Origin of the sequence: Cribrihabitans neustonicus (assembly GCF_048820895.1) — a bacterium.
Lineage (GTDB): Bacteria > Pseudomonadota > Alphaproteobacteria > Rhodobacterales > Rhodobacteraceae > Cribrihabitans_A > Cribrihabitans_A neustonicus.
This window is the reverse complement of the sequence record NZ_JBMERQ010000008.1, coordinates 15092-41118: the sequence shown is the minus strand read 5'-3', so window position 1 is coordinate 41118 and position 26027 is coordinate 15092. Positions and strand designations below refer to the sequence as shown.

Here is a 26027-nt window from a genome sequence, read left to right as displayed (position 1 = left end):
GGCCCATGTCCGGCCAGAGTCACGCAGGCGCATATCCAGACGGCACGAGCCCCGGCGCGCAAGCCGCCGGGACCGCGGGCCCGGGCGGCTCCGGCCACCCCTCCGGCATTGGCGCGGTCCGCACCGCACAGGCTCCTGGAGCTGGCTCCGGGCCGGGCAGCGACGGCCAGCCAGGCCGCGGACCGGGCGGCAGCGGAGCAGGCGGCAGCGGAGCAGGCGGCAGCGGGCCCGGCGCAAGCCCGGGCCAGCCGCTGCGCGGCTTCGAGCCAGCCGGCTCCTCCGGCCCAGGTGCTGCGGAACTCGCGGCTATCGTGCTCGGCGGGCTCTGGCTGCTGGTGGCGGGCGGGCTCTATTACTTTTCTGCCGAGGACCGCGGACTGGAGCAATGGGCCGACCAGATCACCGTCCTCCTGGCGGTAATCCTGCCGCTGGCGATGCTCTGGGTCGCGGCGTCGGCGGCGCGCTCGGCCCGGGTGATGCGGGAGGAGAGCGAGCAGCTCCAGGCCGCGATCGACGGGCTGCGCAAGACCTATCTGACCCAGGCGCAGCAGCATGCGGCGGTGGCCGAGCCCTCGGTCAGCCGCAAACTGGACGAACTGGCGGAGGCGGCGCGCAAGACCGAAACCGCGCTGGCCACCTTCCACACCAGCCGCCGGATGCCGCCGCGCCCGCCGATCCCCGAGCAGGCGGCGGAGATGGCTGCGGCCGGCCAGGGCACACTGGCATTGGGGACCGAGGCCGCCGATGGCGCCCCGCCACTCCCCGCCGAACAGTTCATCCGGGCCCTGAACTTCCCGGAGACCGCCGAGGACCAGGAGGGCTTCGCCGCCCTGCGCGCAGCCCTGAAGGACCGCAAGGCGGCGCAGGTGATTCAGGCCGCGCAGGACGTGCTCACCCTGCTGAGCCAGGACGGCATCTACATGGATGACCTGCACCCCGACATGGCCCGGCCGGAGATCTGGCGCCAGTTCGCGCAGGGCGCGCGCGGCCGCGCTGTGGCCGCGCTCGGCGGTGTGCGCGACCGCGCCTCTCTGTCGCTGGCGGCGGCCCGGATGAAGCAGGACCCGATCTTCCGCGACGCCGCACACCACTTCCTGCGCCGTTTCGACCAGATGTTCGCAGAGTTCGAGGCGGGCGCCTCCGACAGCGAGATCTCCGCGCTCAGCGGCACCCGCACGGCGCGCGCCTTCATGCTCCTGGGGCGGGTCGCCGGGACCTTTGACTGAGATCAATCGGGCAGGCGGGCCTGAAAGCGCCCTGGCGGGCGCCGCCACCGGCGGGGGTATTCCGGGTCAGAAACCGGCACGGGAAAGCAATACAGCCGTGTGATGCGGCGGTCCGCCGCGCGCGAGCGCGGCGCCCGGCCCAACCGGCGCCTGCGCGTCATGCCATGACGGGCGGGCAACGGGCGGGAGCAAATCCCTCACATGGCAAAGCTGCCGTAGGGGATGAAGCGCACCGGATCGCCGGGGCGGATCTCGGCGGCGCCGTCGCCCAGCTCCACCAGCCCTTCCGCCCAGCTGAGCCCGCTGATCCGGCCTGAGCCTTCCGAGGCAAAGACCTCGGCTTGCCCATCGCGGATACGGGCGCGCAGGTATTCCCGCCTGCCCGGCTTCTTGCGTTTCTGGAACGCTGCCGGAACCTCAAAGCCCTGCGGTTCCTGCCAGCCCGCCCCCGCCATCAGCCCCATCGCCGGGCGCGCAAAGATCAGCGTGCAGACCAGTGCCGCCACCGGGTTGCCCGGCAGGCCGAAAACCGGCTTGCCCTGCCACATGCCCAGCGCCAGCGGCCGCCCCGGCTTCAGCGCGATGCGCCAGTGCTGCAGCGCGCCCGTTTCGCGCAGGATGGCCGAGACATGGTCCTCATCCCCCGCCGAGGCCCCGCCGGAAGTGAGGATCACATCTGCCTGTCCTGCCGCCGCATCCAGCCGCGCCCGCAGCGCGGCGCGGTCATCCGGTGCCCGGCCCAGGTCAACGGGTGTGAAGCCCAGCTGCCGCACCAGCCCCAGCAGCATCGGCCGGTTGGCGTCATAGATCTGGCCCGGCGCCGCGGCCTCACCGGCCTCCACCAGCTCATCCCCGGTTGACAATACCCCCACACGCAGCGGCAGGTGAACAGTGAGTTGCGCCAGCCCGCAGGCCGAAGCCAGCGCGAGATCGGCGGGCGTCACCACCCGGCCACGGGACAGGATCACCGCGCCCTCCGACACATCCTCTCCCGCCTTGCGGGTGTTGGCGCCACGCTTCAGCGGGCCGTTTAGCGCGATCTGCCTGCCGTTGTTGTTCACGTCCTCCTCCAGCACCACCGTGTCCACGCCCGCAGGCAGCGCGGCGCCGGTCAGCACCCGGATCGCGTGGCCCGGCGGCACCTCGCCCGCAAAGGGCACCCCGGCGGCGGCCCGGCCTTCGACCAGCGGCAGAACGTGCGGACCTTCGGGGAGCGGCCCCCGGAAGCCATAGCCGTCCACCGCGGTGTTCGGCAGCGGCGGGTTGGCACGCTGCGCCACCGCGTCCGCGGCCAGCACCCGGCCCAGCGCCTGGCTCAGCGGCGCCCGCTCCTGCCCGGTCACCGGGCGCAGCCGTTCCTTCAGCCGCGCAAGCGCCACATCCACCGGAGTCCAGTCGACGCCCGCGGGCAGGGCAAAACAATCATTACCAAGCGGCGGCGGCGCCAGCGGCGCAGTGTCCCCTGCCGCCAGGGCGGTCAGCCGCTTCTCGTAACCTGTGCCCAAGATCCACCCTTCCTCCCGCGCCTCCGGCGGAAAAGTTCCCAGCATTTCCGCCATTTCCTCCCGCGGGTGCCGCGAGAGTGCCTGCGACAGCAGCCGGACCTGCACCCTGTCGCGGATCTCGTCCTCATCCGCCGCCGCCAAAGCGGCCTTAACCGCCGGCTCGATCAGCCCGGGCCAAAGCTCGGCAAAGACCACCGCGGTGTCTTCTGCGGGCTCGAACGGCCAGACCGCCGGGCCATGGGCCTGCCGCAGCCGCTGCAGGACCGGCAGACCCATCAGCATCTGGCTGCCCACCGTCGGGTTGAAGAACAGCTGAAAGCAGGAAGAAGCCGCCTTGGCCGCCAGATCTGCCTGGCGCCGCTCCGCCACCTCCGCGTAGCCGATCCCGCCCTTGCGGTAGGGGATATCGGGCCAGCGCCCCTCCTCCGGCTTGCCCCAGAAAGGACCTTTGCCAGGGAAGGCCCGGTTCATCTCCGCGGCCACGTCGAAGCGGTTGTTGCTGCCGTCCACGCTGTCCTCGATGCGCGCCTCCAGCCAGGCCCAGAGCGCAAACGGGTCGTCCGAACCGGTGATCCGGCGGGCAAAACCCTTCGGGCAGGCAAAGGGGAAATCGAACCCCGCCAGCACCCGCCGCCCGGCGGCCCGCTCACGGGCAAAGAAGTCCGAAATCCAGGCTTCTGCCTCCTGACGGCTGCGGCAGTAGACCGGCGGCTCGGCCACTCCGCCGCGCGCGACGCCCAGCCAGATCGCATCCCGGCTTTCGCGCTTCGGCCTGCGTTTGGCGGCGGACCAGTCCACAACGAGCACGGTATCGAAAGCGCTCACAGCCCGAGGTCCTTCAGGATGAAATCGGCAATAGCGGCGGTGTCATCAAGGTGGAAGACCGGCCGCGCACCGCCCAAGTCCAGCGCATCCGGCACATCGCTTGCAACTGCGCGGATGCTGGCGTCCCCATGCGCGATCAGCTCCGTACCCGCCGCCTGCCGGTGCGCCTCGACCTTGGGGTGAGGCTCGCGCTTGTAGCCCTCAACCAGCACCAGATCCACGGGCTGCATCCGGGCGAGGATCTCCGCAAGGGCCGGCTCCGCCGTGCCGCGCAGCTCCTGCATCAGGGCGATCCGCCCCGCCGAGGCCAGCACCACTTCCGACGCCCCCGCCTGCCGGTGGCGGAAACTGTCGGTCCCGGGCTGGTCCACGTCGACCGCGTGATGCGCGTGCTTGACGGTGGAGACGCTGAGCCCCCGCGCGGTGAACTCCGCCACCAGCCGCTCCATCAGCCCGGTCTTGCCGTTGTTCTTCCAGCCGGTGACGCCGTAGAGCTTCATACCTCCCCCTCGGCAACGCGGCGCTCCGCCTCCGCCAGGTCCTCCGGCGTGTTCACGTTGAAAAACGCGCCGTCCTCGAAAGCCGCGGTTGCCGCGCCGTGCTTGTCGGTCCAGAGCACCACCTTGCGCAGCCCCCCCTCCAGCGCCGCGCGTAGGTCCGCGCGCAAGGCCACGGGCCAGAGGCCAAAGGTCGGGTGGCGGTTGGCGCGCCCCCCCTCATAGGTCGCGGCCAGCGCAATCGGGGTCGCGGCGCGCTCGGCGGCGCGGGCCAGCCGCGCCACCAGATCCTCCGGGAAAAAGGGCGTGTCCGCGGCGGCCGTGACGATATGGCTGGCGCCCTGCGCAGCCGCCCACTCCATGCCCGCCAGCACGCCCGCGAGCGGCCCCGGGAAGCCCGGCAGGCTGTCGGCCACCACCGGCAGCCCGTATTCGGCAAAACGCGCCGGGTCGCCGTTCGCGTTGAGAACCATCCGCTCCGTCTGCGGGCCCAGCCGGTCGATCACCCAGTCCAGCATGCTGCGGCCGCCGAGGACAAGCGCCCCCTTGTCGCCGCCGCCCATGCGCGTCGCCTGCCCGCCTGCGAGGATCACGCCCAAAGGCTTCCGTTCCGTCATGCCGTCTCCTCCCGCGCCGGGAAACACGCGTTTTCCGGGACGAATTTCGTACGAAATTCGGCGCCGCAGTCAGCATACCTGTCAGCCCGCCTGTCAGCCATCCGCGCCTTTCCTTCTATGCTTCTTCTCCTCCGCAGGCACGTCCCTGGGGTCGATATCCCGCACCAGACGCTCCTCGCCCGCAAGGCAGATGAAGCGCTGCCCGCGCATCCGGCCAATGAGGGTGAGCCCGACCTCCCGCGCAATCTCCACCCCCCAGGCGGTAAAGCCCGAGCGCGAGGCCAGCACCGGAATGCCCATCAGCGCGGTCTTGATCACCATTTCGGACGTGAGCCGCCCGGTGGTGTAGAGGATCTTGTCCGCCGCCTCCGCCCGCTCCGACAGCATCCAGCCCGCGATCTTGTCGACCGCGTTGTGGCGGCCCACGTCCTCCATGTAGACCAGCGGCCGGTCCCGGTGGCATAGCACTGTGCCATGAATTGCCCCGGCCTCCAGGTAGAGCGACGGCGTGCGGTTGATCTTATGCGCCAGCGCATAAAGCCACGATGTGCGCAGCTCCGCTTCGGGCAGGCGCAGCCCCTCCAGCCCCTCCATCATGTCGCCGAAGACGGTGCCCACCGCGCAGCCCGAGGTGCGGGTCTTCTTCTTCAGCTTCTCCTCGTGGCTGGTCTCCACCGCCGTGCGCACCACCACCACGTCCAGGTCCTCGTCGTAATCGACCCCCGTCACCTCGTCCCCGTCCCGCAGCATGCCCTGGTTGCGCAGGAACCCCAGCGCCAGGTACTCCGGGTAATCGCCGATGGTCATCGCGGTGACGATCTCGCGGCTGTTGAGGAAGATCGTGAGCGGCCGCTCCTCCACCACAGCGATCTCCTGCGCGGCGCCGGTATGGTCGAACCCCTGCACCGCCCGCGTCAGCCGCGGGTTGGAAACATCGGGCGCAATCAGATATTCCGCCATGATATCTGCACTCACCAATTGCAAACCTCCTGCGTCCGCCTTAGGCCGGGTGCAGGCAATCTAGGACGCGCGCATGGCAATCACCACTCCCAAATCGGCCTTCTGGAAGGGGTTTCGCGACAGCGCCCCCTTCCTGCTGATGGCCGCCCCCTTCGGATCGCTGTTCGGCGTGCTCGCGGCGGAGGCCGGGCTGAACGCCGCCGAGGCGCTGGCGTTTTCCATGGCGGTGTTCGCCGGTGCCGCCCAGCTTACTGCGCTGCAGCTGATGCAGGAGCAGGCGCCGGTGCTGATCGTGCTGGTGTCGGCGCTGGCAGTGAACCTCCGGATGGCGATGTATTCCGCCTCACTCACGCCCTACCTGGGCGACGCCCCGATGTGGCAGCGCGCGATTGCCGCCTATTTCGTGGTCGACCAGTCTTATGCGCTCTCCATCGTGCAGTTCGAGAAAGAGCCGCGGATGAGCCTGCCCGAACGGCTGGCCTATTTCTTCGGCACCTGCGGCATCGTGGCGCCGGTGTGGATGTCAGCCACGGTGCTCGGCGCGCTGGCAGGCACCCGCATTCCCGACAGCTGGGGGGTGGGTTTCGTGCTGCCGCTGGCGTTCCTCGCGATGATCGGCCCGATGCTGAGGACGCCCGCTCACGTCGTGGCCTGTTTCGTCTCGGTCGCCACCGCCCTGCCCGCCACCGCGCTGCCCTATAACCTCGGCCTGATCGTCGCAGGCATTGCCGGCATGATCGCGGGCGCCCAGGCAGAGTTGTGGCTCGAACGCCGCAAGGCCGCGGCCGACGCCCGCAACACCAACCCGGAGGCCGCAGAATGACCGATATCCCTACCTGGATGCTGTGGACCGTGATCCTGGGCGTGTCCTTGGGCAGCTACGTGCTGCGCTTCGTCTTCATCGGCTTCATGGGCGGGCGCGAGATCCCCGCCTGGCTCATGCGCCACCTGCGCTACACCGCGGTGGCGGTGATCCCGGCGCTGGTGGTGCCGCTTGCGGTCTGGCCCGCCCCTACCGGAGGCGAACCCAGCCTGCCGCATTTCGCTGCCGCCGCCGTGACCTTCGCGGCCGGCTATCTCAGCCGCAACGTGCTGGTGGCGCTGGGAACCGGCGGGGTGGCGCTGGTTTTGCTCTACCTCGCAGGCTGACGCGCCGCGGCTGAAGGCCCCCGCCACCGCCACGCGCGCCCCGCCATGCGTCAGCATGGCGCCCGGCCCAAGGCTGCTTTGCCTGCGCCCCTGGCGCGGGCAGCAGGCGCGGGAGCGCGTCCTCTGCTGCCCCCAAGGTGCAAAGCCGCGCATTGCCGGCGCGCGCGGGGGCGATCCGAACGGTCCTGACTGGCAGTTTATCCCGGCCAAGTCCGTAGACCCTATCGAGGGACCGCCCAGCGGCAGCCAAATCGCCGCCGCGTGGGCGCGCGCCGGCGATGCGCGGCGGCCTTCGGCCTTGTCCCGCGCAGGAACCGCGATGAGCGCCGAAGGGCACAGGCGGAAAAACCGCCCCGGTCTCCCGGCGCGGCTTGTTCTCCCTACATCGCTTGAGGCTTACCCGCCCGCGCGCAGCGCCGCGTCGCTCTTGGCGAGGCCTTCCTGCAGGTCGGCACTGTCGTTCTCGCGGTAGACCTCGGTCTGCACCCCCGGCAGCTTGGCAAATTGTCCGGACAGCGCCTCGGGGTAGAAAGTCCGCCCGATCCCCTCGAAGCCGGGGATCTGCTGCAGGATGCCCGAGACCGACTGCGCGCAGAACGCCCCCGGCACCCGGCCATTGGCAGTGACCAGCCGGTAGGCCAGCTCCGCCTGCTCGGGCGTCACCTCCACCCGCTGCACCACCACGTGGTAGGTGCTGCGCGCATGCGCCCCGCGGTAGGCTCTCTCCACTGCCGGGGTGATGCCATAGAGAACATCGTTCCGCTCCGGCACCACCGAGGCATAGAAGGAGCCCGCCGGGTCGAACAGCACCCGCTCCCTGGCGTTCACCATCAGGGAGGCATGTCCGCCCCGGCCGGTGCGGTTGTTGACCATCGTGTAGAGGGTGAGCGCCGGTGGCCCCGGATGCCGGTAGGCCGCCTGCGCGAGCGTGGCCGCGTCGGCATTGGGCTGCTGCGGAGCAGCGCAGCCCGCAAGAGCCAGCGCCAGCAGGCCCGCGCCAAGGCACAAGCCCGCCCGGGCCCGCAGACGCCGGCGCGCAGAGAAAACCCGCGAGGACACGGCGGGCGCCTGCGGGGCTTTCAGGTCAGGGTCTGACACCGGATCAGCCTGGGTCCGGCCTGGCCGCTCAGGCCGCGAAGATTGCCAGGAACAGCGCCAGCACGATCAGCGCGATGGTCGTGCGGGTAATGAAGGTGATGAAGCTGGCATAGGTCTTTTCCTGAACGCTGCTGTCCATGGAGCCATGCTTGTGTTCAGCCATCTGGTATTTCCTCATGCGTATCGAATTTTGCCGCTGCTTACTGGATTTGCCGCCCGGTGTCACCACGTCATTCGGGCGCATCCGGCAGAATTCCCCGGCCCCGTGACGCACCTGTGACAGAGCATTCGCGAGCCTGTCGCGGGCTTGCCGCTGCGGCACCGTGCTGAGCGGCGAATCACGCCCTTTCTGACGGGCTCATTCTTCCGTCAGGTCCTTGGCCAGGCGGAAGCCGATGCGCCGCGGCGGCTCTTCCTTCTTCGCCTTCGGGACCGAGCGCAGCAGCACGTCCAGCTGGCTCACGTGCTGCACCAGCTGGCTGCGCGAACCGTCCGGGCCGGTGCTGTAGAAGGTCAGGATGTCGGGGTCGAAGTAGCCCATGCCCTCAATCCGCATCACCCCGCTGCCGCCGCTGGTGAAGCCCATCGCCACCTCATGCTCGGCGTCAAGCTGCTGCTCGAAGTTCTGGATATAAAGCGCAAGACGCTCGTAGGCCCAGCGCGCCGGGCTCTTGTGCTTCGCCTCTTGCTGCAGCCTCTGCGGCACCTTGGTCAGCGCGGCGCAGGCGTCCGGGTCGGCATGGACCTCGTGCACGCAGGGCAGCACCGCGGCTTCCGCCAGCTCGGCGGTGGTCGCGATCTCGTCGCCGGGCTGGCTTGTGTTCTTGTCTTCGTCCATGGCGTCCCCTCCTGCGGAGCGCGGCATCACCCCGTGCGCTGATAAAGCCAGGCCCCATCCCCGCGCTGCCAGCGCGCGGCCTGTCCGGTGTGGTAGAGATGATTTACATGGGCAACCGCCTCCACCAGCGCAAGACCGTATTCGCCGTCACCGATGCGGCGCTTGAACAGCGGCGCGAAACACTCGGCCGCGGTGCGCGGCTCGCTGAGGTGCTCCAGCAGCCGCTCCAGCGCGCCATGATGGTTGCCGATAAGCTGCCGCATTCTGAGCGGCAGCCGGGTGAACGGCAGCTTGTGGCCGCCCAGCGCCAGATGCTCCGGCCGCGCCAGGCCCGAGAGCCGCTCGCAGGCCTCCAGCCATTCCCCAAGCGGGTCGGCCATCGGCTCGGTGGCATAGACGCCGATGTTGGGGCTGATCGAGGAAAGGATCTGATCTCCGGTCAGCACAAGATGGTCGTCGCGGCTCCAGAAGGTCGCATGTTCCGGCGCATGGCCGTTGCCCATGTGCACGTCCCAGTCGCGCCCGCCCATGCGGATCACATCGCCCTGCTGGACGCGGGTGAAGCCCAAGGGCATCGGATAAACCGTGTCGGCAAAGTTGAACGGCCGCTCCGCCACGCGCTTCTCGTAGATCTCCGGCGCCATGCCGGCGCTGCGGTAATAGGCAAGCGTTTCCTCGGGCCAGCTCTCCTGCACGTCGAGCGTCAGCATGCGGGCAAACAGCCAGGCGGTGCGGGTGGTGACCAGCTCGGCGCCGTGTTCGCTCTGAAACCAGCCCGCCAGGCCGATGTGGTCCGGGTGGTGATGCGTCGCCACCACGCGGGTGACCGGCTTGCCCCCCAGGGGCCCCGCCATCAGGCCGTCCCAGATAGCCCGGCTCTTGCGGGTGTTGAAGCCGGTGTCGATGACGGTCCAGCCGCCGCCGTCATCCAGCGCGTAGATGTTCACGTGGTCCAGTTTCATCGGCAGCGGCTGGCGCATCCACAGGACGCCCTCCGCCACCTCGATAGCCTCGCCCGGCGCGGGCGGCTCCGTCCACGGCGTGTGCAGCGAGACCTCGGGAACCGACGTCATCCGGTGGCCAGCTCGCCGAGGCTCAGCGCCATGGCGCCCTCGGCACCTTCCTGCGCGTGGGTGAGCAGGGCAGCGTGCTCCGGCAGCATGCGCTTGATATAGAACCGCGCGAGCTTCTCGCGCGGGCCGCCCTGGTCGGCCAGCGCCGCGGCAAGGTGGAAATGGCCGCCCAGCACGCGGGCAAAGGCGCGCAGGTAGGGCACGGCTCCGGCAAAGCGGTTCTGCATGTCGCTCTGCGCGGTCAGCCACTCGGTCGCCTCGCGCAGGGACTCGCAGGCCTGCCAGACCGCCTCCGCCATGTTGGGATGGGTCGGGCGCGCGCGCTCAGCCTGCTCCTCGATCTCGTCGATCAGGCGGTTTGCCATGTCACCGCCGTCCATCATCTTGCGCGCCACCAGATCCATCGCCTGAATGCCATTGGTGCCTTCGTAGATCGCGGTCACCCGCACGTCGCGGTAATACTGCGCGGCGCCGGTTTCCTCGATGAAGCCCATGCCGCCATGCACCTGCACGCCGGTCTCCGCGACGCGGATGCCGGTATCGGTGCCGAAGGCCTTGGCTATCGGGGTCAGGAAGGCGGCGCGGGTCTTCCAGTCCGGATCACCGGTGGCGGTGGCCATGTCGATGGCCTGGGCGCAGGCCAGCATGATGGCGCGGGCGGCGAACAGCTCCGCCTTCATCTCCATCAGCATCCGGCGCACGTCGGCGTGGTCGGCGATGGTGCCCGAGGGCGTCTTGCCCTGCTTGCGCTCCAGCGCATAACCCAGCGCGTGCTGATAGGCGCCCTCGCCCGCGCCGACACCCTGGCCTCCGACACCCAGCCGCGCGTTGTTCATCATGGTGAACATCGCCGCCATGCCGCCATGTTCCTCACCGACCAGCCAGCCGGTGGCGCCGTCATATTGCATCACGCAGGTGGGCGAGCCATGCAGGCCCATCTTGTGCTCCAGGCTCACCACCTTGAGGCTGTTGGCCTTGCCGGGGTTGCCGTTCTCATCCGGGATGTATTTCGGCACCAGGAACAGCGAAATCCCCTTGGTCCCCGGCACGCCATCAGGCAGCCGCGCCAGCACCAGGTGGCAGACGTTTTCGCAGAAGTCGTTGTCGCCCCAGGAGATGAAGATCTTCTGGCCGCTGATGGCATAGGTGCCATCCCCGTTCGGCTCGGCCTTCGAACTCAGCGCCCCCACGTCCGAGCCCGCCTGCGGCTCGGTCAGGTTCATCGTGCCCGACCACTCGCCCGAGATCAGCTTTGGCAGGTACAGCTCTTTCAGCGCGTCCGAGGCATGATGCTCCAGCGCCTCGATCTGGCCCTGGCTCATCAGCGGCGCCAGCTGCAGCGACAGGCAGGCCGCCGCCATCATCTCGTTCACCGCGGTGGTCACCGTCATCGGCAGCCCCATGCCGCCATGCTCCTGCGGCGCGCTCATGCCGATCCAGCCGCCCTCGGCGATGGCCTTCCAGCCGTCCCCGAAACCGGGCGAGGTGCGCAGCACGCCGTTCTCCAGATGCGCCGGATGCAGGTCGCCGCCGCGCTGCAAGGGCGCCAGCACCTCGCCGCACATGCGGTCGGCCTCGTTCAGGATCGCCCTGGCCATGTCCATCGGGGCTTCCGAGAAACGCTCGGTCGCCGCAACCGCGCTGTAGCCGATCACATGTTTCAGCAGGAACTCATATTCGGAAACGGGGGCACGGAAGGTCATGGGCGTTCTCTTGGCGTCCTAATAGGCGGTTGTGCGGCCCGGACGCTTGGCATCGCGGGCCGGGACCGGTATGGTCGATGGCTTGTCCGATTACCTAATCGGGCGCCCCGTGCAATCAACCAAAACGCCGCGTCACCCGCATGACCCAGAAAAACACCGAAATTCTTGCCGCCACGGCGGAAGGCGTGGCCCGCGCCGCCGCGCTCCTGCACGCGGGGGAGCTGGTCTCCTTCCCGACCGAAACGGTCTATGGACTCGGCGCCGATGCGCGGCAGGGCAGCGCCGTGGCGGCGATCTACGACGCCAAGGGCCGGCCCAGCTTCAACCCGCTGATCGCGCATGTGCACTCGGCAGAGGCAGCGCGGCGCTACGTGGAGTGGAGCGGGCCAGCCGAGACGCTCGCCGCGGCCTTCTGGCCCGGCCCGCTGACGCTGGTGCTGCCCCTGCGCGAAGGCCACGGGATCTCGTCTCTGGTAACGGCAGGGCTTGAGACGCTCGGCGTCCGAGTGCCCGCGCATCCGGCGGCACAGGCGCTGCTCTCCGCTTTCGACGGGCCGGTGGCCGCGCCCTCGGCCAACCTCTCGGGCAAGATCAGCCCGACCACCGCAGCGCATGTCGCAGCCGGGCTCGGCGACCGCATCGCGGCGATCCTCGATGACGGCCCCTGCGGAGTGGGCGTCGAATCCACCATCATCGGCCTCGCAGGCCCCGAGCCCATGCTGCTGCGCCCCGGCGGGCTTGCGGCCGAGGAAGTGGAGGCGGTGCTGGGCCGGAAGCTGGTGCTGCGCGATGCCGCGGACCCGCTGACCGCACCCGGCCAGCTCCTGTCGCACTACGCCCCCGGCGCGCCGGTGCGTCTCAACGCCAAAGAGCCTGCTGCGGGCGAGCTGTTCCTCGGTTTCGGCCCCGGGCCCTGCGATCTCAATCTGTCGGAAACCAGCGACCTGGCCGAGGCCGCGGCCAATCTCTTTGGCCACCTGCACCGGCTCGACGCCATGGGCCTGCCGATCGCGGTCGCGCCGGTACCGGAGCACGGGCTGGGCGCCGCCATCAACGACCGGCTCCGCCGCGCCGCCGCCCCGCGGGGCTGAGGCCTGCGCGGGCTCTCCGCCTGTTGCTCCCCCACGGCAGGAGGCGGGTGCGCCACGCCCGCTTCCTGCAGCTTGCAACGGTAGGTTCTTGCCCCCGGGCCGGCGGCTCAGGCGTGCCCGGCGCTGGCAGACAGGGTCAGCGGATCGACGCCCAGCGTCTTCAGCGCCGCGCCCCATTTGGCGTCATCCTCGGTGCCGAACACAAGCTCGGGGCTCGCATCCGTGGTCAGCCAGCCGTTCATGGCAATCTCTGACTCCAGCTGTCCCGGTCCCCAGCCGGCATAGCCCAGCAGCACCAAGAGGTCATCCGGCCCGGCGCCGCGGGCGATGTCTTCTAGGATGTCCAGCGTCGCGGTCATGGAAAACCCCGGCGCCACCTTCAGCGAGCTCACGTCCGACACGTAATCGTCGGAATGCAGCACGAAGCCGCGCTGCGTCTCCACCGGCCCGCCGAAGCGCACCGGCAGCGCCGCCGCCGGGCTGTTCGCGCCGCCGATATCGAGCTGCTCCAGCAATTCGCCGAGCGCGACGCCAGCGGCAGGTTTGTTCACAATCAGCCCCATCGCGCCGTCCTCGCCCTGCGAGCACAGGAAGATCACCGCGTGCTCGAAGCGGGGATCGCCGATTCCGGGCATTGCAATCAAGAGCTTACCTGTCAGTTCCATGCGCTTCCGTCACTCTGCTTCCTGTCCCCACCATGCCGCCCGGCAGGCCCGCGCGCAAGGGCTGCGGGAACCGCCCGCCGGCGCGCGCCCGTCAAAACCCGCGCAGAGCCCCCGCGGCGCACACGGAAAGATGACCGCGGAAGGCTTGGCAAATCCGCGTATGCGGCGCATCAATGCAGCCATGAGACAGAAGCTGACCCCTATCCTGATCCGGGCTGCCGCCGTGCTTGCAGCCGCCTGGTTTGCCGTTCTGCCCGCCTCCGCGACCCGTGCGGCGGGCCTGCCCGAAGGCGGCCTGGTGCGGATCGAAGTGCTGGACGGCGGGATGACCGCCCGCGGCACCTACCAGAGCGCCCTGAAGATCACTTTAGCAGAGGGCTGGAAGACCTACTGGCGCGCGCCGGGCGAGGCCGGCATCCCGCCCTCCTTCGCCTGGAACGGCTCGCAGAACGTTGCTGCCGCCGCCTTTACCTGGCCCGCGCCGGAGGTGTTCCTGACCGCGGGCATGCGCACGCTGGGCTACCACGATGCGCTGGTGCTGCCGGTGGAGATCACCCCTGCACGCCCCGGCGCGCCGGTGCGGCTCAAGGGGCAAGTGCAGCTGGGGGTGTGCAAGGATGTCTGCGTGCCGGCGGAGCTGGATTTCGATCACACGCTCGACCCGCAGGCCGGGCGCAATCCGGCAATTGCCGCGGCGCTCGCCAGCCGTCCCCTGTCGGCGCGTGAAGCCCGGGTCAGCAATGCCGCCTGCGGCGTGCGCCCCTCGCGCTACGGGCTCAGCGTGACCGCCCGCATCGCCATGCCGCCCGCCGGAGGCGAGGAGGTCGCGGTGATCGAGCCCGGCACCCCGCATTTCCAGGCCGGCGCCACCAGCACGCGGCGCGAGGGCGGCACCCTGGTTGCCGAAACCGAGTTCCTGCCCGCAGACAGCGGCACGGCCTCCGCGCTCGACCGCTCGCGCCTGCGCATCACGGTTCTGGGCCGCGATCACGCGGTCGACATCCGCGGCTGCGCTGCCGGATGAGCGCAGCAGGAACCCCTCCCTCCGCCGTCAGGATTGCCGCTCAGCGTCCCGTGCTGGGGGCCGTCGCCGTGGTCTGCCGCCAGCCCGCCGGCAGCGGCGGCGGCAGCGCGGAAGATGGGGAGGTGATCCTGGTCCAGCGCGGCAAGGCGCCGATGGCGGGCTGGTGGGGCTTTCCCGGCGGCCATGTGGAGGCTGGCGAAACCGCGATGCAGGCCGCGGCACGCGAACTGCATGAGGAGACCGGCGTCATCGCCCGCCCGCTGGAGTACCTCACCAATATCGATGTGATCACCCGCGACGCCGCAGGCAGGGTGCAGAGCCACTACCTGCTCGCTGCTGTGCTGTGCGGCTACGCCTCCGGCACGCCCCGGCCGCAGGATGATGCCGCCCAGGCGGCATGGGTTTCCGTCGCCGGGCTGGAAGCGCCGGGTTTCGATCTGCTTGATGAGGTGGCCGGCGTGGCACGGCTGGCTCAGGCCCGCTGGCGGACCCTCATGCGGTAGGCGAGCCCGCCGCCCATGTAGGCCAGAACCGCAATAACCAGAGCGCCTGCCAGGAACAGGAGCAAGCCCGCCGTTACCGGCTCAGCCCGCGCCATCACCGGCGCCAGCCCGCGCAGGGCCGGATGCAGCGCGCCGGTGGCCATCGCCCAGCCCAGTGTGACCGCAAGCCACGCCAGCTCGGCCAGCGCGGTGCCCGCCACGAGCCAGCGCAGCCCCGACGCGGCCCGCGGCCCTCCGCGGCGAAGCGCCCGCCGCAGCGCCGCCGCGGGGCGCAGCACGTCCTGCCCCATCGCCATCAGGGCTGGCACCAGCAGTAAGACCAGCAGCATCCCGAAGCCCAGCCCGTAGACCAGGGTAATCACCGTCGGCTTCAGGAACTGCGCCTGCTGCGAGCGCTCGAACAGCAGCGGCGCCAGTCCCAGTACCGTGGTCATCGTGGTCAGCATCACCGGCCGCAGCCGGTCCGCCGCGCCATCGATGATCGAAGGGATCAGCCCGCGCTCCTCGGCGTATTGGTCGATGGTTGTGACCAGCACGATGGAGTCGTTGATGATGATCCCGGTCATCCCCAGCAGCCCGACCACCGTGAACATCGACAGCGGCACCTCCCACATGTAGTGGCCCCAGATGGTGCCGACGAGGCCGAAGGGAATCACGGCCATCACCACCAAGGGCCGGGTCCAGCTGGCAAAGATCCAGGCCAATACCAGGTAGATGCCGGTGAGACACAGGATCAGCCCTGTGCCCGCCTCCTGCAGGAAGGTCTGCTCCTGCTCGGCCAGCCCGCCCAGCCGCCATTCCACCTGCCGGCGGCTGGCAATCTCCGGCAGAATCTCGTCCTTCAGAGCCTGCATCACCGCCTCGGCGCGGGCCGGATCGTCTTCGGAAACGTCGCCGGTCACGCTGATTACCCTGAGCCCGTTCTCGCGCCGCACAGTGGAGAAGCCCGTGCGCTGGCTGACCGAGACGATATCAGCGAGCGGCACGTAGATGCCGCTTGGCGCGCGCATCAGCATCCGTTCAAGGAAATCAGCGGTCAGCTCGCCCTTCGGCAGCTCCACCCGGATCGCTGCACTGCGCGGCCCGTCCGGGTAGGTCGCCGCTTCGATCCCGTTGAGCCGCGCCCGGAGCGCCTGCCCGAGGCCGGCAATATCGAAATCAAGCGCCTGCCCCTGCGGGGTGAGGTCAAGGAGCACCTCCTCCTTGTCGTACGCGAGGCTATCCTGCACTGCGGAAACCTCGGGGAAACGCAGAAGCGCCGTCTTCAGATCCTCCGCCGCGCGCTTCAGAACCTCGGCCCCGGCGCCGTAGAACTGCACGTCGAGCGAATCGCCGCCCGGCCCGGAGCGCCAGCCGCGGAAAGAGACGGTCTCGGCCATAGGATGCTGCACCACCCGCTCCTGCAGCTCGGCGACAAAAGCAAAGCTGGAATAGGGGCGCAGGTCGGCGTCGATCAGCTCGATTGAGATCCCGCCCAGCAGGTCCGCATCCTTGGTCTCCACCCCGGCCAGGCCCCAGCCCGCGTTGCCGCCGGTCTCCGCCATCACGAAATTCAGCGGGTTCTCGCCAAACCGCGCCTCGTACTCGGCGCCCAGCTCCTCGGTTGCGCGCTGCATCTCGCGCATCATCGCCAGGGTGTCGGCGCGGGTGGCACCCTCGGCCATGGCGAAGTTGCCGGTCACTGATCCGCGCTCGGGCGCATTGAAGAAACGCCATTTGACGTCGCCGCCGATGAACAGCGCCAGTTGGCTCGCGAGGATCACCAGCATCCCGGCGAGCACCGCGTAGCGCGCCTGCACCACGCCCGCCGTCAGCGGCCGGAAGGCATGGTCGCGCAGCCAGCGGAAGCCGCGGTTCACCACCCGGTTGGGCACGTCGTACCAGTGCCGCGCCTGGGCATGGGTCAGCGCATGGGCCAAGTGGTTCGGCAGGATCAGGAAGCATTCGACCAGCGAGGCTGCCATCACCGCAATCACGGTGAAGGGAATGTCCCGGATCAGCTCCCCGAAGCGCCCGCCCACCAGGGTCAGCGCGAAGAAGGCGATGATGGTGGTGAGCGAGGCGGCAAACACCGGCATCGCCATCCGCCGGGCGGCGTTCTCGGCCGCCTGCACCGGCGTCTCGCCGAGGCGGCGGACCCGGAAATCGGCGTGCTCGCCCACCACGATGGCGTCATCCACCACGATGCCGAGTGTCAGGATCAGCCCGAACAGGCTCACCATATTGATGGTGATGCCCGCCGCATACATCAGCGCCGCCGCAGCAAACATCGCCGCCGGTATGCCCGCCGCCACCCAGAAGGCAATCCGGCTGTTGAGGAACAGAAAGAGCAGCGCAAGCACCAGCCCGAGCCCCATCAGCCCGTTGTCGACCAGGAGGTCGAGCCGGTCGGTAATGGCTTCGGCACGGGTGCGGATCAGCCCGGCGCTGACGCCCTCGGGCAGGCTCGCCTGCAGTTCCTCGACAACGTCCTCGACCTGGGCCTGCAGGCGGATGGCATTGCCCTGCCCGGCCCGGTCGATGCGGATAGACACGGCGGGGTTCTCGCCGACGAAATAGGCGCGGTTCCGGTCCGGGCCTTCAACGCGCACGGTGGCCACGTCGCCCACCGTCAGGACCGAGCCGTCCGGGTTGGTGCGCAGCACGATGCGCTCCAGGGCGTCCGGCGCGCGTTTCTCGCTGCCTGTCCGCACCCGCGCATTGGCGCTTTCGATGTCGCCCGCGGGATCAGCATCGGCCTCGGCGGCGATGGCAGCGGCGATCCCGCGCAGGGTGATATCATGGGAGATCAGGCTGGCCGAGGGCACCTCCACCACCGTCTGCGGCGCCGCCACGCCGCGGATGGAAGTGCGGGTGACACCCGCTTCGAACAGCCGCACCACCAGCTCGTCCGCAAACAGGGCGAGCTGCTGAGGCGACACCGGCCCGGTGATCACCACATCGGTCACCCGGTCGCGCCAGCCGCCGCGGCGCACTTCGGGCTCCTCGGCCTCTTCGGGCAAGGACGTGACGCTGTCGACCGCGCTTTGCACATCGGCCACGGCGCGGGACATGTCCCAATCCGGCTCGAACTCCAGCGTCAGCGACGCCTGCCCCTCGCGTGAGACCGCGGCGGTCTCCGCAACGCCATCCACCGCCAGCAGCACCGGCTCCAGCACCTGCACGATGCCGCTGTCCACGTCCTCGGGGCCGGCGCCCTCCCATTCGACGTTCACGCTGACGTTTTCGACAATCACATCGGGGAAGAACTGAGCCCGCATGTTGGGCATTGCGGCGGCGCCAAGGACCAGCAGCAGCACGAGCAGCAGGTTCGCCGCGGTGCGGTGGCGGGTGAAATAGCTGAACAGCCCGCCGGCCCGGGGCGGCAGTGCGCGCGCCATCGCCTAGCCCCCCGCCCGCGCTTCGAGCTGCGCCACCAGCTTGGCGGGCACCTGCGCTTTGTCCAGCTGGCGCAGCATCCGCTCCTTCTCCGCGGGTGCCATCCCGGCAGCATTCTCGACCAGCGCCACCAGCCGCGCACGGCGTTCGGCGCCGAGCTCGATCATGCCGGGGCTCAGCCGCACCTCCGCGCCCTGGCGCAGCACCCGCACCCGGATGCCCGCGCCCAGAAGCGGCGTGCGCCCTGTCACCACCTCGCGCCCGGCAAGCCCAGTCCCGCGCACCAGCACGTCATCGCCCTGCCGGCGCAGTAGCTCCACTGGCAGCGCCTCCAGCCGGCCCTCGCCATCGACCACCAGCACGGTGCCGTCCGAGCCCAGTGCCGAAGCCGGCAGCCGTGCCACCGCGGAGACTTCCGGCTCGGTCACCGCGACGGTGACGAAATCGCCCGGTTTGAACCCCGGCGCCGCATCCAGCGCGGCATAGACCATGCGGCCGGTCTGCCGGTCCCCGGCCGAACCGCTCACCCGCGACAGCTGCCCGCTGGCGGTAAGCCCCGCGCCCGCTGCATCCAGCGTCACTCGCACCGGTGCAGGCAGCAGGCGGCCGTCATCATCCAGCAGCCGCGCATATTGTACCGTCGAGACCCGAAAAGCCGCTTCCAGCAGATTCGGATCGACCAGTTCCGCCAGTTTCTCGTTTTCCGAGACCAGCCGCCCCTCGGCCAGGTTCACCGCTTGAAGCGTGCCGCTGAAGGCGGCGGTGACGGTGGTGTCCCTCAGCTCGCGCTGCGCCTCGCCAAGAGCAATCCGCGCCCGTGCCACCCGGGTTTCGGCCTGATCGGCGCGCGCCTCGGCCTGGCTCACCGCCTGGCGGCGCGAGATCACCGCCTGCCGCGCCTGCACCGCAGCAAGCTCGGCCGTTTCCACCGCCGCAGCGGTGCCGACGCCGCGTGCCTCCAGGTCCTGTTGCCGCACAAAGGCACGCTCGCGCAGGGCGGCCTGGTCCTCCGCCGCGCGCAGCTCGTCCCGCAGCAGCGTCAGCGCGCGTTCGGCATCGCGGGCCTCGGCGCGGGCGTCCATCATGTCGGCCTCGGCCCGGTCCAGCGCCGCCTGGGCGTCGGCCTGGTCGATCTGCACCAGCACTTCGCCTGCCTCCACGCGGCCGCCTTCCTCGAAGTTTTCTGCCAGTTTCACGATCCGGCCCGGCACGGCCGCGCGCAGCTCAAGCGTCCGGCGGCTCTCGATCCGGCCAAAGGCGGTGAGCTCGGGCGCCACCGAGCCCAGTTCCGCTGTCACCACGTTGACCGCAAACACCCGCTCGCGGGCGGGCGGCACCCGGTCATCGGCGCTCAGCTGCGCCTCGATGGCGTCGAATACCAGCTTTGCGGCAAAGAGCATCAGCCCCACCGCAACCGCGGCGAGAAACACTCCTGTCACACTGCGTCGCAAAAAGCGCATATAGCTTCCTTCCGGTGGCCCCGGCGCGGCGCCGGTGCTGCGGCGCCCTGCCCCGAGGCAAGCGGCGGCGCCCGCGATGCGATCCACCCGGGCCCCTGTGAATGTGCGGGCTTACACGCAGGCGCGGATCACTTCCGCCGCAAATGTTCCTGCAATCTTGGCATGATTTCCACGAAATTGCAGGGCCGGTGCCGGTAATCGAGCTGTTTTGACAGGATTTCATCCCAGCCGTCCTTGCAGGCGCCGGGGCTGCCGGGCAGCGCAAACAGGTAGGTGCCGCCCGCGACGCCCGCGGTCGCGCGCGACTGCACCGCCGAGGTGCCGATCTTCTGCATCGACACTATGGTGAAGACGGTGCCGAAAGCGTCGATCTCCTTTTCGTAGACGTCGCGGTGCGCCTCCACCGTCACGTCGCGCCCGGTGAGCCCGGTGCCGCCGGTGGAAATCACCGCATCGACCTCCGGGTCCGCCACCCAGGCGCGCAGCTGCGCCGCGATCTCCGCGCGCTCGTCGGCGATGATGCGGCGGTCCGCCAGCATGTGGCCCGCTGCCTCGATCCGGTCCGCCAGCACCTGGCCCGAACGGTCATCGTCCAAGGAGCGGCTGTCCGACACTGTCAGCACCGCGATGCGGACGGGGATGAATTCCATGCTTTCGTCGATACGGGACATCTAGGCCCTTTCCATGATGGCCAGCCGCAGCGCCAGCCCTGCAAAAATCCCGGCCGAGACCCGGCCGAGCCAGCGCGCAAACACCGGCGATCCGGTGAGCCGCTGCCCGGCGTGGCCCGCGAAGATGCCCACCAGGCCGTTGACCACGAAACCGCCCAGCGCCAGCACCGCTCCGAACACCAGAAACTGCGCCAGCACCGGCCCCGCCTCGGGGCGCACGAACTGCGGCACGAAGGCGAGCACAAAGAGGATCACCTTGGGGTTGGTGAGGTTCACGAAGAAGCCGGCCCGGAAGGCATGCCGCGCGGGCACCGCCAGCGGCTTGCCCGTGGCAGGCCCATGCCGCAGCGCACCCCAGGCGAGGTACAGGAGGTAGGCAACGCCGGCCCAGCGGATCACGTCGAAAAGCCCCGGCACCGCCGCCACCGCCGCGCCGAGCCCCAGCCCCGCCAGCGTCACATGCACCATGCCGCCCGCCGCCACCCCGGCGCTTGCCGCCACTGCCGGCAGCCGCCCCGAGCGCAGGCCCTGGCCAAGGCAGAACATCATGTCTGCCCCCGGCGTCAGATTCAGCGCCAGCGCCGCCGGGATGAAGGCCAGAAGCGTAACCGGGTCGATCATGGCGCCACCTCGAACCAGGTAAGGCCGGGGCCAAGGTTCACCACCTCGGTCTTGCCGATCGTTCCGCGCACGCCCCAGCAGTCGTGCACGTGGCCGCAAAGCAGCAGTTTCGGCTGCACCCGCTCCGCCGCGGCCCGCACCGCAGTGGAGCCAACCGACACGCCGCCCGAGGTCACATCCGCCACGCCCTTGGGCGGCGAGTGCGAAATCAGGATATCGGCATGATCGCAGGCCGCCAGCATTGCCGCCGCCTGCACCTCGCTCAGATCGCAGGACCAGCTGCCGAACGGCGTCTCCGGCACGCCGCAGCCGAGCCCGAACAGGCGAAGGCCTTCGATATCCACCCCTTCGCCATGCAGCACGGTGGTGCCGGCAAACCCCGCAGCGCGCAGCTCCTCCGCGCTTTCGCCATTGCCGGGCACCGCCACCATTGGCGCCTTGAGCCCCGCCAGCATCGCCACCGCGCGGTCCAAGCCCTGCCGCATGTTGCAGAAATCGCCCGCGCCGATCACCAGATCAGCTCCCGCGCTGGCGGCGACGATCTCCGCCGCATGCGGGGCGGAAAGATGCAGGTCGGAAAAGGCTAGAATTCTCATGGCTTCCTCCTCAGGTCTTGGCCGCCAGCCGCGCCTTCAGCTCCAGGAGATCGCCCCAGGCGAGCCGCTTCATCCCCGGCTGCGCCATCAGCGCCGCGGGCGGCAGCATCGGCAGGGCGGGCTTGCCCCAGGCCTTGCCCCATTGCCCGCGCAGCCGGGTGATGCCGCGCTTGCCGAGCCCCGCCTGGCAGCCGAGGTTGCCCATCAGCACCACAATCTCCGGCGCCGCCAGCTCCACGTGGCGCTCCAGGAAAGGCGTGAGCATGGCGAGCTCACCGGGCAGCGGATCGCGGTTCTGCGGCGGCCGCCAGGGCAGCACGCTGGTGAGGTAGACGTCCTCGGCACGGCTGAGGCCGATGGCCGCGAGCATTTTGTCAAGCAATCCCAGCGCCTGGCCGGCGACTGGCTTGCCCTCAAGGTCTTCCTCGCGGCCCGGCGCCTCCGCCACGATCATCACCCGCGCGCCGGGGGTGCCATCCGCAAAGACCAGGCTGCGCGCGCCTTTCTTCAGCTCGCAATGCTCGAAACCGGCAAGCGCCGCCTGCAAGGCATCAATGGTGGCCGCCCCCCGCGCCGCCCTCTGCGCCACGATGGCGGGGTCCGCCGGCTTTGGCTTTGCGGGCCGCGCCGGAGCGGCGCCCGGCTTCGGCTTGGGCGCGGCCTGTTCCAGCGCATAGCGGTCCACCGGCGCATCGCCCAGCGCCTCGGTGGCGCCCAGCTCCGCCTGCCACTCCAACAGCGCCCGGGCGCTCCAATAGTCCAATGCCGATTCCATGCCCGCAAGCTACCCCGCCCGCAGCCCAAGCGGAACACCTCACACGCTCTGCCCCTTCACAATCAAGCCATTCATCTTTCCGGAAATACTCCGGGGAGTGCGAGGGGGCGGCCCCTCGCACCCGCCGCCCGCCGCACACGCCCCACCGCCTTGCCGCAAGCGCGCAGCCCCCCTATAACTCCCGGCAAATCACGCGGAGCCGCCCCCCATGTCCTTCGAACACCGCCACCTCTTGGGAATCGAGCCGCTGAAGCCGCAGGAGATCACCGCGATCCTCGACCTGGCGGACAGTTACGTCGATCTCAACCGGCGGCCCGAGAAGCACGCAGACGCGCTTGCCGGGCTGACCCAGATCAACATGTTCTTCGAGAACTCCACGCGCACGCAGGCCTCCTTCGAATTGGCGGGCAAGCGGCTGGGCGCGGATGTGATGAACATGGCGATGCAGGCCTCCTCGATCAAAAAGGGCGAGACACTGATCGACACCGCGATGACGCTCAATGCGATGCACCCCGACCTCCTGGTGGTGCGGCATCCGCATTCCGGCGCCGTGGACCTTCTGTCGCAGAAGGTGAACTGCGCGGTGCTGAACGCCGGTGACGGGCGGCACGAGCACCCGACACAGGCGCTGCTCGATGCGCTGACCATCCGCCGTGCCAAGGGCCGGCTGCACCGGCTCAACATCGCGATCTGCGGCGACATCGCGCACAGCCGCGTCGCGCGCTCCAATCTGATCCTCTTGGGCAAAATGGAAAACCGCATCCGCCTGATCGGCCCGCCGACGCTGGTGCCCGGCCATTTCGCCGAATTCGGTGCGGAGGTCTACGACGACATGCGCGAGGGGCTGAAGGACGTCGACGTGGTGATGATGCTGCGCCTGCAGAAGGAGCGCATGGACGGCGGCTTCATCCCCTCCGAACGCGAGTATTTCTACCGCTACGGGCTCGATGCCGAGAAGCTGGCGCTGGCCAAACCCGATGCCATCGTGATGCACCCCGGCCCGATGAACCGCGGGGTAGAGATCGACGGCACCATCGCCGACGACATCAACCGCTCGGTGATCCAGGAGCAGGTGGAGATGGGCGTAGCGGTGCGGATGGCGGCGATGGACCTGCTCGCGCGCAACCTGCGCACCGAGCGGCAGGCCGCCAACCAAGTGAAAGCGGTCTGAGGCGGAGGCAGGACAATGGCAGAGGTCATCCATATCCCGGCAGGCGAGCGCGGCGTGGTGCGGCTCTTCGCGCTGGACATGCGCCCCGAGCAGGCTGCCTTCCTGAAGGAGCCGGGCGCGCTGGCGCAGGTGCTGGGGCTGGAGAAAACCGGCATCGAGCCCGACATGGAGCAGGTTGAGATTTTCCCGGTGAAAGACCTCGAAGACATCGGCCTCGCGGGCTACCTGACCGAGGGCCTCGGCGTGCCGCAGGCGCAGGTCGAGAACGACCGGGCGATGCTGGAGGCGCTGGAGGGCCACGTGCTGCTGATCCGCTCCCGCGCCTTTGCGGGCCGGGACGTGCAGCTGACGCCGGCGCAGAGCATCGTGCTGAAGGGCACCTACGGCGAGCGGCAAACCAACTGGGAGTCCGCGCCATTGAGCACAAAAAGCGCCGAACTTTATTCCGCTCCTCCCCTGCCGCCCCGCGCCGCCCGCGAAAAGTCGCGCCGCATCGGCGCCACGTTGTTCGCGGTGGTGATGGCGCTGATCGCGCTGGTCCTCTGGGCGCTGGTGTTCTGAATGCCGCGCGGTAGCCAAGCCGGAAAACCCGACCCAACCGGACAGTTCGAGAGGACCCCACCGAAATGACCACCCTCTTTCTGAACGCCCGCCTGATCGACCCCGAAAGCGGCAGCGAGTCCTCCGGTTTTCTGCTGGTGCAGGATGGCCGCATCGCGGCCCGCGGCGGAAAGGGCAGCGACGCTGACCAATTGTTTCGTGCGCGAAACATCCGGTCAGAGGACGTGACCCATGTGGACTGCGGCGGCAAGTGCCTCGCGCCCGGCATCGTCGACATCGGCGTGAAGGTCTGCGAGCCGGGCGAGCGCCACAAGGAAAGCTACAAATCTGCCGGCCTCGCGGCGGCGGCGGGCGGGGTCACCACCATGGTCACCCGCCCCGACACCTCTCCCGCGATCGACAGTCCTGAAACCCTGGAATTCGTCACCCGCCGCGCCCAGGCCGATACGCCAGTGAACGTGCTGCCGATGGCGGCGCTGACCAAGGGCCGCCAGGGCCGGGAGATGACCGAGATCGGCTTCCTGATGGATGCAGGCGCGGTGGCGTTTTCAGACTGCGATCACGTGGTCGCCGACACCAAGGCGTTCAGCCGCGCGCTGACCTACGCGAAGTCCTGCGGCGCGCTGGTGATCGCGCATCCGCAAGAGCCGGGCTTGAGCCAGGGCGCCGCAGCCACTTCGGGAAAGCTTGCTGCGCTCTACGGCTTGCCTTCGGTTTCGCCCATGGCGGAGCGGATGGGGCTTGACCGCGACATTGCGCTTCTCGAGATGACCGGCGCGCGCTACCACGCCGACCAGATCACCACCGCGCGCGCCCTGCCCGCGCTGGAGCGCGCGAAAGCCAACGGGCTCGACATCACCGCGGGCACCTCGATCCACCATCTGACGCTCAATGAGCTGGACGTGGCGGGCTACCGCAGCTTCTTCAAGGTGAAGCCGCCGCTCAGGTCCGAGGACGACCGGCTGGCGGTGGTGGACGCGCTGAAGAGCGGGCTGATCGACACGCTGAGCTCGATGCACACGCCGCAGGACGAGGAGAGCAAGCGCCTGCCCTTCGAGGAGGCCGCGGCCGGGGCGGTGGCGCTGGAGACGCTCCTGCCCGCGGCGCTGCGGCTCTACCACGCAGGCCATCTGGACCTGCCCACGCTGTTCCGGGCGATGGCGCTGAATCCGGCGAAACGGCTGGGGCTGGACTGCGGCCGCCTGGCCGAGGGCGCGCCTGCGGACCTGGTGCTGTTCGACCCCGATATTCCGTTCGTGCTCGACCGCTTCAAGCTGCGCTCGAAATCGCAGAACACCCCCTTTGACGGCCAGCGCATGCAGGGCCGCGTGCTGGCCACCTATGTGGCGGGCAAGACCGTTTACCGGAGAGATTGATGCCGCTTCTTGAGACCGCCCCCGCGCTGCTGCTGTTCTGGGCCGCTGCGGGCTATCTTCTGGGCTCGGTGCCCTTCGGCCTGCTGGTCACCCGCGCCTTCGGGCTGGGCAACCTGCGCCAGATCGGGTCGGGCAATATCGGCACCACCAACGTGCTGCGCACCGGCAGCAAGGCCGCCGCGGCACTGACGCTTATTCTGGATGGCGGAAAGGGCGCGGCGGCGGTGCTGCTGGCCCGCTCCCTGGCTGGCGGCGATGCCGCGCAGATCGCGGGGCTTGCCGCCTTCCTCGGCCATTGCTTCCCGGTGTGGCTGGGCTTCAAGGGCGGCAAGGGCGTGGCGACCTTCCTCGGCCTGATGCTGGCGCTCGCCTGGCCTGCGGGCATTGCCGCCTGCCTCACCTGGCTGGCGGCGGCGGCGCTGAGCCGGATTTCCTCGCTTGGGGCGCTGGTCTCGGCCGCTTCAGCCCCGCTCTGGGCCCTGGTGCTGGGCTATCCGCAGGCGGCGGCGCTGGCCGCGGTGCTCGCCATCATCGTCTTTGTCCGCCACCATGCCAACATAGCGCGGCTGCGTGCAGGCACTGAGCCGCGGATCGGGCAGAAGTAGGCCCTCCCGCCTTTGCCGCGCCCGGTGAAACGCCCCGCC

26 protein-coding genes are annotated in these 26027 nt (G+C 69.5%); 10 read left to right on the top strand and 16 right to left on the bottom strand.

Going from position 1 to position 26027, the window contains the following annotated elements; translation table 11 throughout:
* The first annotated feature begins 5 nt into the window (after positions 1-5).
* Positions 6-1226, top strand: a complete 1221-nt coding sequence (locus ACOHWE_RS15455) for a hypothetical protein (RefSeq protein ID WP_420667614.1) — start codon at positions 6-8, stop codon at positions 1224-1226.
* Between the two features lie 197 nt (positions 1227-1423).
* Here the strand turns inward: ACOHWE_RS15455 and ACOHWE_RS15450 are convergent, their stop codons facing one another.
* The 4 genes from ACOHWE_RS15450 to ACOHWE_RS15435 all read right to left on the bottom strand — a co-directional run bounded on the left by ACOHWE_RS15450 (position 1424) and on the right by ACOHWE_RS15435 (position 5630).
* Positions 1424-3556, bottom strand: coding sequence for a molybdopterin-binding protein (locus ACOHWE_RS15450; RefSeq protein WP_420667613.1), 2133 nt, complete (start codon positions 3554-3556; stop codon positions 1424-1426).
* Entirely contained in the window at positions 3553-4056 is a 504-nt protein-coding gene (gene mobB / locus ACOHWE_RS15445; protein ID WP_420667612.1) for a molybdopterin-guanine dinucleotide biosynthesis protein B, read from the bottom strand. Before mobB ends, ACOHWE_RS15450 begins: the two co-directional genes overlap by 4 nt.
* Positions 4053-4670 (bottom strand): molybdenum cofactor guanylyltransferase MobA, encoded by a 618-nt coding sequence (gene mobA, locus ACOHWE_RS15440; protein ID WP_420667611.1) that lies wholly within the window; start codon positions 4668-4670, stop codon positions 4053-4055. The genes mobB and mobA overlap by 4 nt, the downstream gene beginning before the upstream one ends.
* A gap of 93 nt (positions 4671-4763) precedes the next feature.
* On the bottom strand, positions 4764-5630 hold the full coding sequence (locus ACOHWE_RS15435; RefSeq protein WP_420667720.1) for a formate dehydrogenase accessory sulfurtransferase FdhD: 867 nt from the start codon (positions 5628-5630) through the stop codon (positions 4764-4766).
* A 73-nt stretch (positions 5631-5703) separates the two neighbouring features.
* On the opposite strand from ACOHWE_RS15435, the gene ACOHWE_RS15430 reads away from it, so the two are divergent.
* Complete coding sequence (locus tag ACOHWE_RS15430) at positions 5704-6453, top strand: AzlC family ABC transporter permease (RefSeq protein WP_420667610.1); 750 nt, start codon at positions 5704-5706, stop codon at positions 6451-6453.
* The gene (locus ACOHWE_RS15425; protein ID WP_420667609.1) at positions 6450-6779 is read left to right on the top strand and encodes an AzlD domain-containing protein; all 330 of its coding nucleotides are present in this window, start codon (positions 6450-6452) and stop codon (positions 6777-6779) included. Before ACOHWE_RS15430 ends, ACOHWE_RS15425 begins: the two co-directional genes overlap by 4 nt.
* 396 nt (positions 6780-7175) lie before the next feature.
* Here the strand turns inward: ACOHWE_RS15425 and ACOHWE_RS15420 are convergent, their stop codons facing one another.
* From ACOHWE_RS15420 to ACOHWE_RS15400, 5 genes are all read right to left on the bottom strand, one after another.
* A complete protein-coding gene (locus ACOHWE_RS15420; protein ID WP_420667719.1) occupies positions 7176-7805 on the bottom strand; it encodes a hypothetical protein in 630 nt (209 codons plus the stop codon).
* 100 nt (positions 7806-7905) lie between these two features.
* Positions 7906-8040, bottom strand: coding sequence for an aa3-type cytochrome c oxidase subunit IV (locus ACOHWE_RS15415; protein ID WP_420667608.1), 135 nt, complete (start codon positions 8038-8040; stop codon positions 7906-7908).
* 195 nt (positions 8041-8235) lie between these two features.
* Complete coding sequence (locus tag ACOHWE_RS15410) at positions 8236-8715, bottom strand: DUF6173 family protein (protein ID WP_420667607.1); 480 nt, start codon at positions 8713-8715, stop codon at positions 8236-8238.
* A gap of 26 nt (positions 8716-8741) precedes the next feature.
* The gene (locus ACOHWE_RS15405) at positions 8742-9788 is read right to left on the bottom strand and encodes an MBL fold metallo-hydrolase (protein ID WP_420667606.1); all 1047 of its coding nucleotides are present in this window, start codon (positions 9786-9788) and stop codon (positions 8742-8744) included.
* Entirely contained in the window at positions 9785-11491 is a 1707-nt protein-coding gene (locus tag ACOHWE_RS15400; protein WP_420667605.1) for an acyl-CoA dehydrogenase family protein, read from the bottom strand. The genes ACOHWE_RS15405 and ACOHWE_RS15400 overlap by 4 nt, the downstream gene beginning before the upstream one ends.
* Before the next feature lie 140 nt (positions 11492-11631).
* Here ACOHWE_RS15400 and ACOHWE_RS15395 point away from each other — a divergent pair, with 140 nt between their 5' ends.
* Entirely contained in the window at positions 11632-12582 is a 951-nt protein-coding gene (locus ACOHWE_RS15395) for an L-threonylcarbamoyladenylate synthase (RefSeq protein WP_420667604.1), read from the top strand.
* A 107-nt stretch (positions 12583-12689) separates the two neighbouring features.
* On the opposite strand, the gene ACOHWE_RS15390 is transcribed toward ACOHWE_RS15395, so the two are convergent.
* The gene (locus tag ACOHWE_RS15390) at positions 12690-13247 is read right to left on the bottom strand and encodes a YqgE/AlgH family protein (protein ID WP_420667603.1); all 558 of its coding nucleotides are present in this window, start codon (positions 13245-13247) and stop codon (positions 12690-12692) included.
* Positions 13248-13428: 181 nt separating this feature from the next.
* Here ACOHWE_RS15390 and ACOHWE_RS15385 point away from each other — a divergent pair, with 181 nt between their 5' ends.
* Together ACOHWE_RS15385 and ACOHWE_RS15380 are read left to right on the top strand one after the other, a co-directional pair.
* Positions 13429-14271, top strand: coding sequence for a protein-disulfide reductase DsbD domain-containing protein (locus ACOHWE_RS15385; RefSeq protein WP_420667602.1), 843 nt, complete (start codon positions 13429-13431; stop codon positions 14269-14271).
* Positions 14268-14774 (top strand): NUDIX hydrolase, encoded by a 507-nt coding sequence (locus tag ACOHWE_RS15380; protein ID WP_420667601.1) that lies wholly within the window; start codon positions 14268-14270, stop codon positions 14772-14774. Before ACOHWE_RS15385 ends, ACOHWE_RS15380 begins: the two co-directional genes overlap by 4 nt.
* On the opposite strand, the gene ACOHWE_RS15375 is transcribed toward ACOHWE_RS15380, so the two are convergent.
* From ACOHWE_RS15375 to ACOHWE_RS15350, 6 genes are all read right to left on the bottom strand, one after another.
* Positions 14744-18154: an efflux RND transporter permease subunit gene (locus tag ACOHWE_RS15375; protein WP_420667600.1), complete on the bottom strand. Its 3411-nt coding sequence runs from the start codon at positions 18152-18154 to the stop codon at positions 14744-14746. The genes ACOHWE_RS15380 and ACOHWE_RS15375 overlap by 31 nt on opposite strands.
* Positions 18155-18157: 3 nt before the next feature.
* Positions 18158-19612 (bottom strand): efflux RND transporter periplasmic adaptor subunit, encoded by a 1455-nt coding sequence (locus ACOHWE_RS15370; RefSeq protein WP_420667599.1) that lies wholly within the window; start codon positions 19610-19612, stop codon positions 18158-18160.
* Between the two features lie 128 nt (positions 19613-19740).
* Complete coding sequence (gene moaB, locus ACOHWE_RS15365) at positions 19741-20283, bottom strand: molybdenum cofactor biosynthesis protein B (protein ID WP_420667598.1); 543 nt, start codon at positions 20281-20283, stop codon at positions 19741-19743.
* A complete protein-coding gene (locus ACOHWE_RS15360; RefSeq protein WP_420667597.1) occupies positions 20284-20904 on the bottom strand; it encodes a LysE family translocator in 621 nt (206 codons plus the stop codon). It lies immediately after the preceding gene.
* Entirely contained in the window at positions 20901-21500 is a 600-nt protein-coding gene (locus ACOHWE_RS15355; RefSeq protein ID WP_420667596.1) for a metallophosphoesterase family protein, read from the bottom strand. Before ACOHWE_RS15355 ends, ACOHWE_RS15360 begins: the two co-directional genes overlap by 4 nt.
* Positions 21501-21510: 10 nt before the next feature.
* Positions 21511-22275 (bottom strand): uracil-DNA glycosylase, encoded by a 765-nt coding sequence (locus ACOHWE_RS15350; RefSeq protein WP_420667595.1) that lies wholly within the window; start codon positions 22273-22275, stop codon positions 21511-21513.
* 208 nt (positions 22276-22483) lie between these two features.
* Between ACOHWE_RS15350 and ACOHWE_RS15345 the strand changes: the two genes are divergently transcribed.
* From ACOHWE_RS15345 to plsY, 4 genes are all read left to right on the top strand, one after another.
* Positions 22484-23446, top strand: coding sequence for an aspartate carbamoyltransferase catalytic subunit (locus ACOHWE_RS15345; RefSeq protein ID WP_420667594.1), 963 nt, complete (start codon positions 22484-22486; stop codon positions 23444-23446).
* A gap of 15 nt (positions 23447-23461) precedes the next feature.
* Complete coding sequence (locus ACOHWE_RS15340) at positions 23462-24007, top strand: hypothetical protein (RefSeq protein WP_420667593.1); 546 nt, start codon at positions 23462-23464, stop codon at positions 24005-24007.
* A 65-nt stretch (positions 24008-24072) separates the two neighbouring features.
* The gene (pyrC, locus tag ACOHWE_RS15335) at positions 24073-25383 is read left to right on the top strand and encodes a dihydroorotase (RefSeq protein ID WP_420667592.1); all 1311 of its coding nucleotides are present in this window, start codon (positions 24073-24075) and stop codon (positions 25381-25383) included.
* Complete coding sequence (plsY, locus tag ACOHWE_RS15330) at positions 25383-25988, top strand: glycerol-3-phosphate 1-O-acyltransferase PlsY (RefSeq protein WP_420667591.1); 606 nt, start codon at positions 25383-25385, stop codon at positions 25986-25988. The genes pyrC and plsY overlap by 1 nt, the downstream gene beginning before the upstream one ends.
* The last annotated feature ends 39 nt before the right edge of the window (positions 25989-26027 follow it).

What these genes read in the sequence shown, in the direction of transcription:
- ACOHWE_RS15455 (WP_420667614.1), top strand. Translation starts at nt 6, where the DNA reads ATGTCCGGCCAGAGTCACGCAGGCGCATATCCAGACGGCACGAGCCCC.
- mobB (WP_420667612.1), bottom strand. Translation starts at nt 4,056, where the DNA reads ATGAAGCTCTACGGCGTCACCGGCTGGAAGAACAACGGCAAGACCGGG.
- mobA (WP_420667611.1), bottom strand. Translation starts at nt 4,670, where the DNA reads ATGACGGAACGGAAGCCTTTGGGCGTGATCCTCGCAGGCGGGCAGGCG.
- ACOHWE_RS15435 (WP_420667720.1), bottom strand. Translation starts at nt 5,630, where the DNA reads ATGGCGGAATATCTGATTGCGCCCGATGTTTCCAACCCGCGGCTGACG.
- ACOHWE_RS15430 (WP_420667610.1), top strand. Translation starts at nt 5,704, where the DNA reads ATGGCAATCACCACTCCCAAATCGGCCTTCTGGAAGGGGTTTCGCGAC.
- ACOHWE_RS15425 (WP_420667609.1), top strand. Translation starts at nt 6,450, where the DNA reads ATGACCGATATCCCTACCTGGATGCTGTGGACCGTGATCCTGGGCGTG.
- ACOHWE_RS15415 (WP_420667608.1), bottom strand. Translation starts at nt 8,040, where the DNA reads ATGGCTGAACACAAGCATGGCTCCATGGACAGCAGCGTTCAGGAAAAG.
- ACOHWE_RS15410 (WP_420667607.1), bottom strand. Translation starts at nt 8,715, where the DNA reads ATGGACGAAGACAAGAACACAAGCCAGCCCGGCGACGAGATCGCGACC.
- ACOHWE_RS15405 (WP_420667606.1), bottom strand. Translation starts at nt 9,788, where the DNA reads ATGACGTCGGTTCCCGAGGTCTCGCTGCACACGCCGTGGACGGAGCCG.
- ACOHWE_RS15400 (WP_420667605.1), bottom strand. Translation starts at nt 11,491, where the DNA reads ATGACCTTCCGTGCCCCCGTTTCCGAATATGAGTTCCTGCTGAAACAT.
- ACOHWE_RS15395 (WP_420667604.1), top strand. Translation starts at nt 11,632, where the DNA reads ATGACCCAGAAAAACACCGAAATTCTTGCCGCCACGGCGGAAGGCGTG.
- ACOHWE_RS15390 (WP_420667603.1), bottom strand. Translation starts at nt 13,247, where the DNA reads ATGGAACTGACAGGTAAGCTCTTGATTGCAATGCCCGGAATCGGCGAT.
- ACOHWE_RS15385 (WP_420667602.1), top strand. Translation starts at nt 13,429, where the DNA reads ATGAGACAGAAGCTGACCCCTATCCTGATCCGGGCTGCCGCCGTGCTT.
- ACOHWE_RS15380 (WP_420667601.1), top strand. Translation starts at nt 14,268, where the DNA reads ATGAGCGCAGCAGGAACCCCTCCCTCCGCCGTCAGGATTGCCGCTCAG.
- ACOHWE_RS15375 (WP_420667600.1), bottom strand. Translation starts at nt 18,154, where the DNA reads ATGGCGCGCGCACTGCCGCCCCGGGCCGGCGGGCTGTTCAGCTATTTC.
- ACOHWE_RS15370 (WP_420667599.1), bottom strand. Translation starts at nt 19,612, where the DNA reads ATGCGCTTTTTGCGACGCAGTGTGACAGGAGTGTTTCTCGCCGCGGTT.
- moaB (WP_420667598.1), bottom strand. Translation starts at nt 20,283, where the DNA reads ATGTCCCGTATCGACGAAAGCATGGAATTCATCCCCGTCCGCATCGCG.
- ACOHWE_RS15360 (WP_420667597.1), bottom strand. Translation starts at nt 20,904, where the DNA reads ATGATCGACCCGGTTACGCTTCTGGCCTTCATCCCGGCGGCGCTGGCG.
- ACOHWE_RS15355 (WP_420667596.1), bottom strand. Translation starts at nt 21,500, where the DNA reads ATGAGAATTCTAGCCTTTTCCGACCTGCATCTTTCCGCCCCGCATGCG.
- ACOHWE_RS15350 (WP_420667595.1), bottom strand. Translation starts at nt 22,275, where the DNA reads ATGGAATCGGCATTGGACTATTGGAGCGCCCGGGCGCTGTTGGAGTGG.
- ACOHWE_RS15345 (WP_420667594.1), top strand. Translation starts at nt 22,484, where the DNA reads ATGTCCTTCGAACACCGCCACCTCTTGGGAATCGAGCCGCTGAAGCCG.
- ACOHWE_RS15340 (WP_420667593.1), top strand. Translation starts at nt 23,462, where the DNA reads ATGGCAGAGGTCATCCATATCCCGGCAGGCGAGCGCGGCGTGGTGCGG.
- pyrC (WP_420667592.1), top strand. Translation starts at nt 24,073, where the DNA reads ATGACCACCCTCTTTCTGAACGCCCGCCTGATCGACCCCGAAAGCGGC.
- plsY (WP_420667591.1), top strand. Translation starts at nt 25,383, where the DNA reads ATGCCGCTTCTTGAGACCGCCCCCGCGCTGCTGCTGTTCTGGGCCGCT.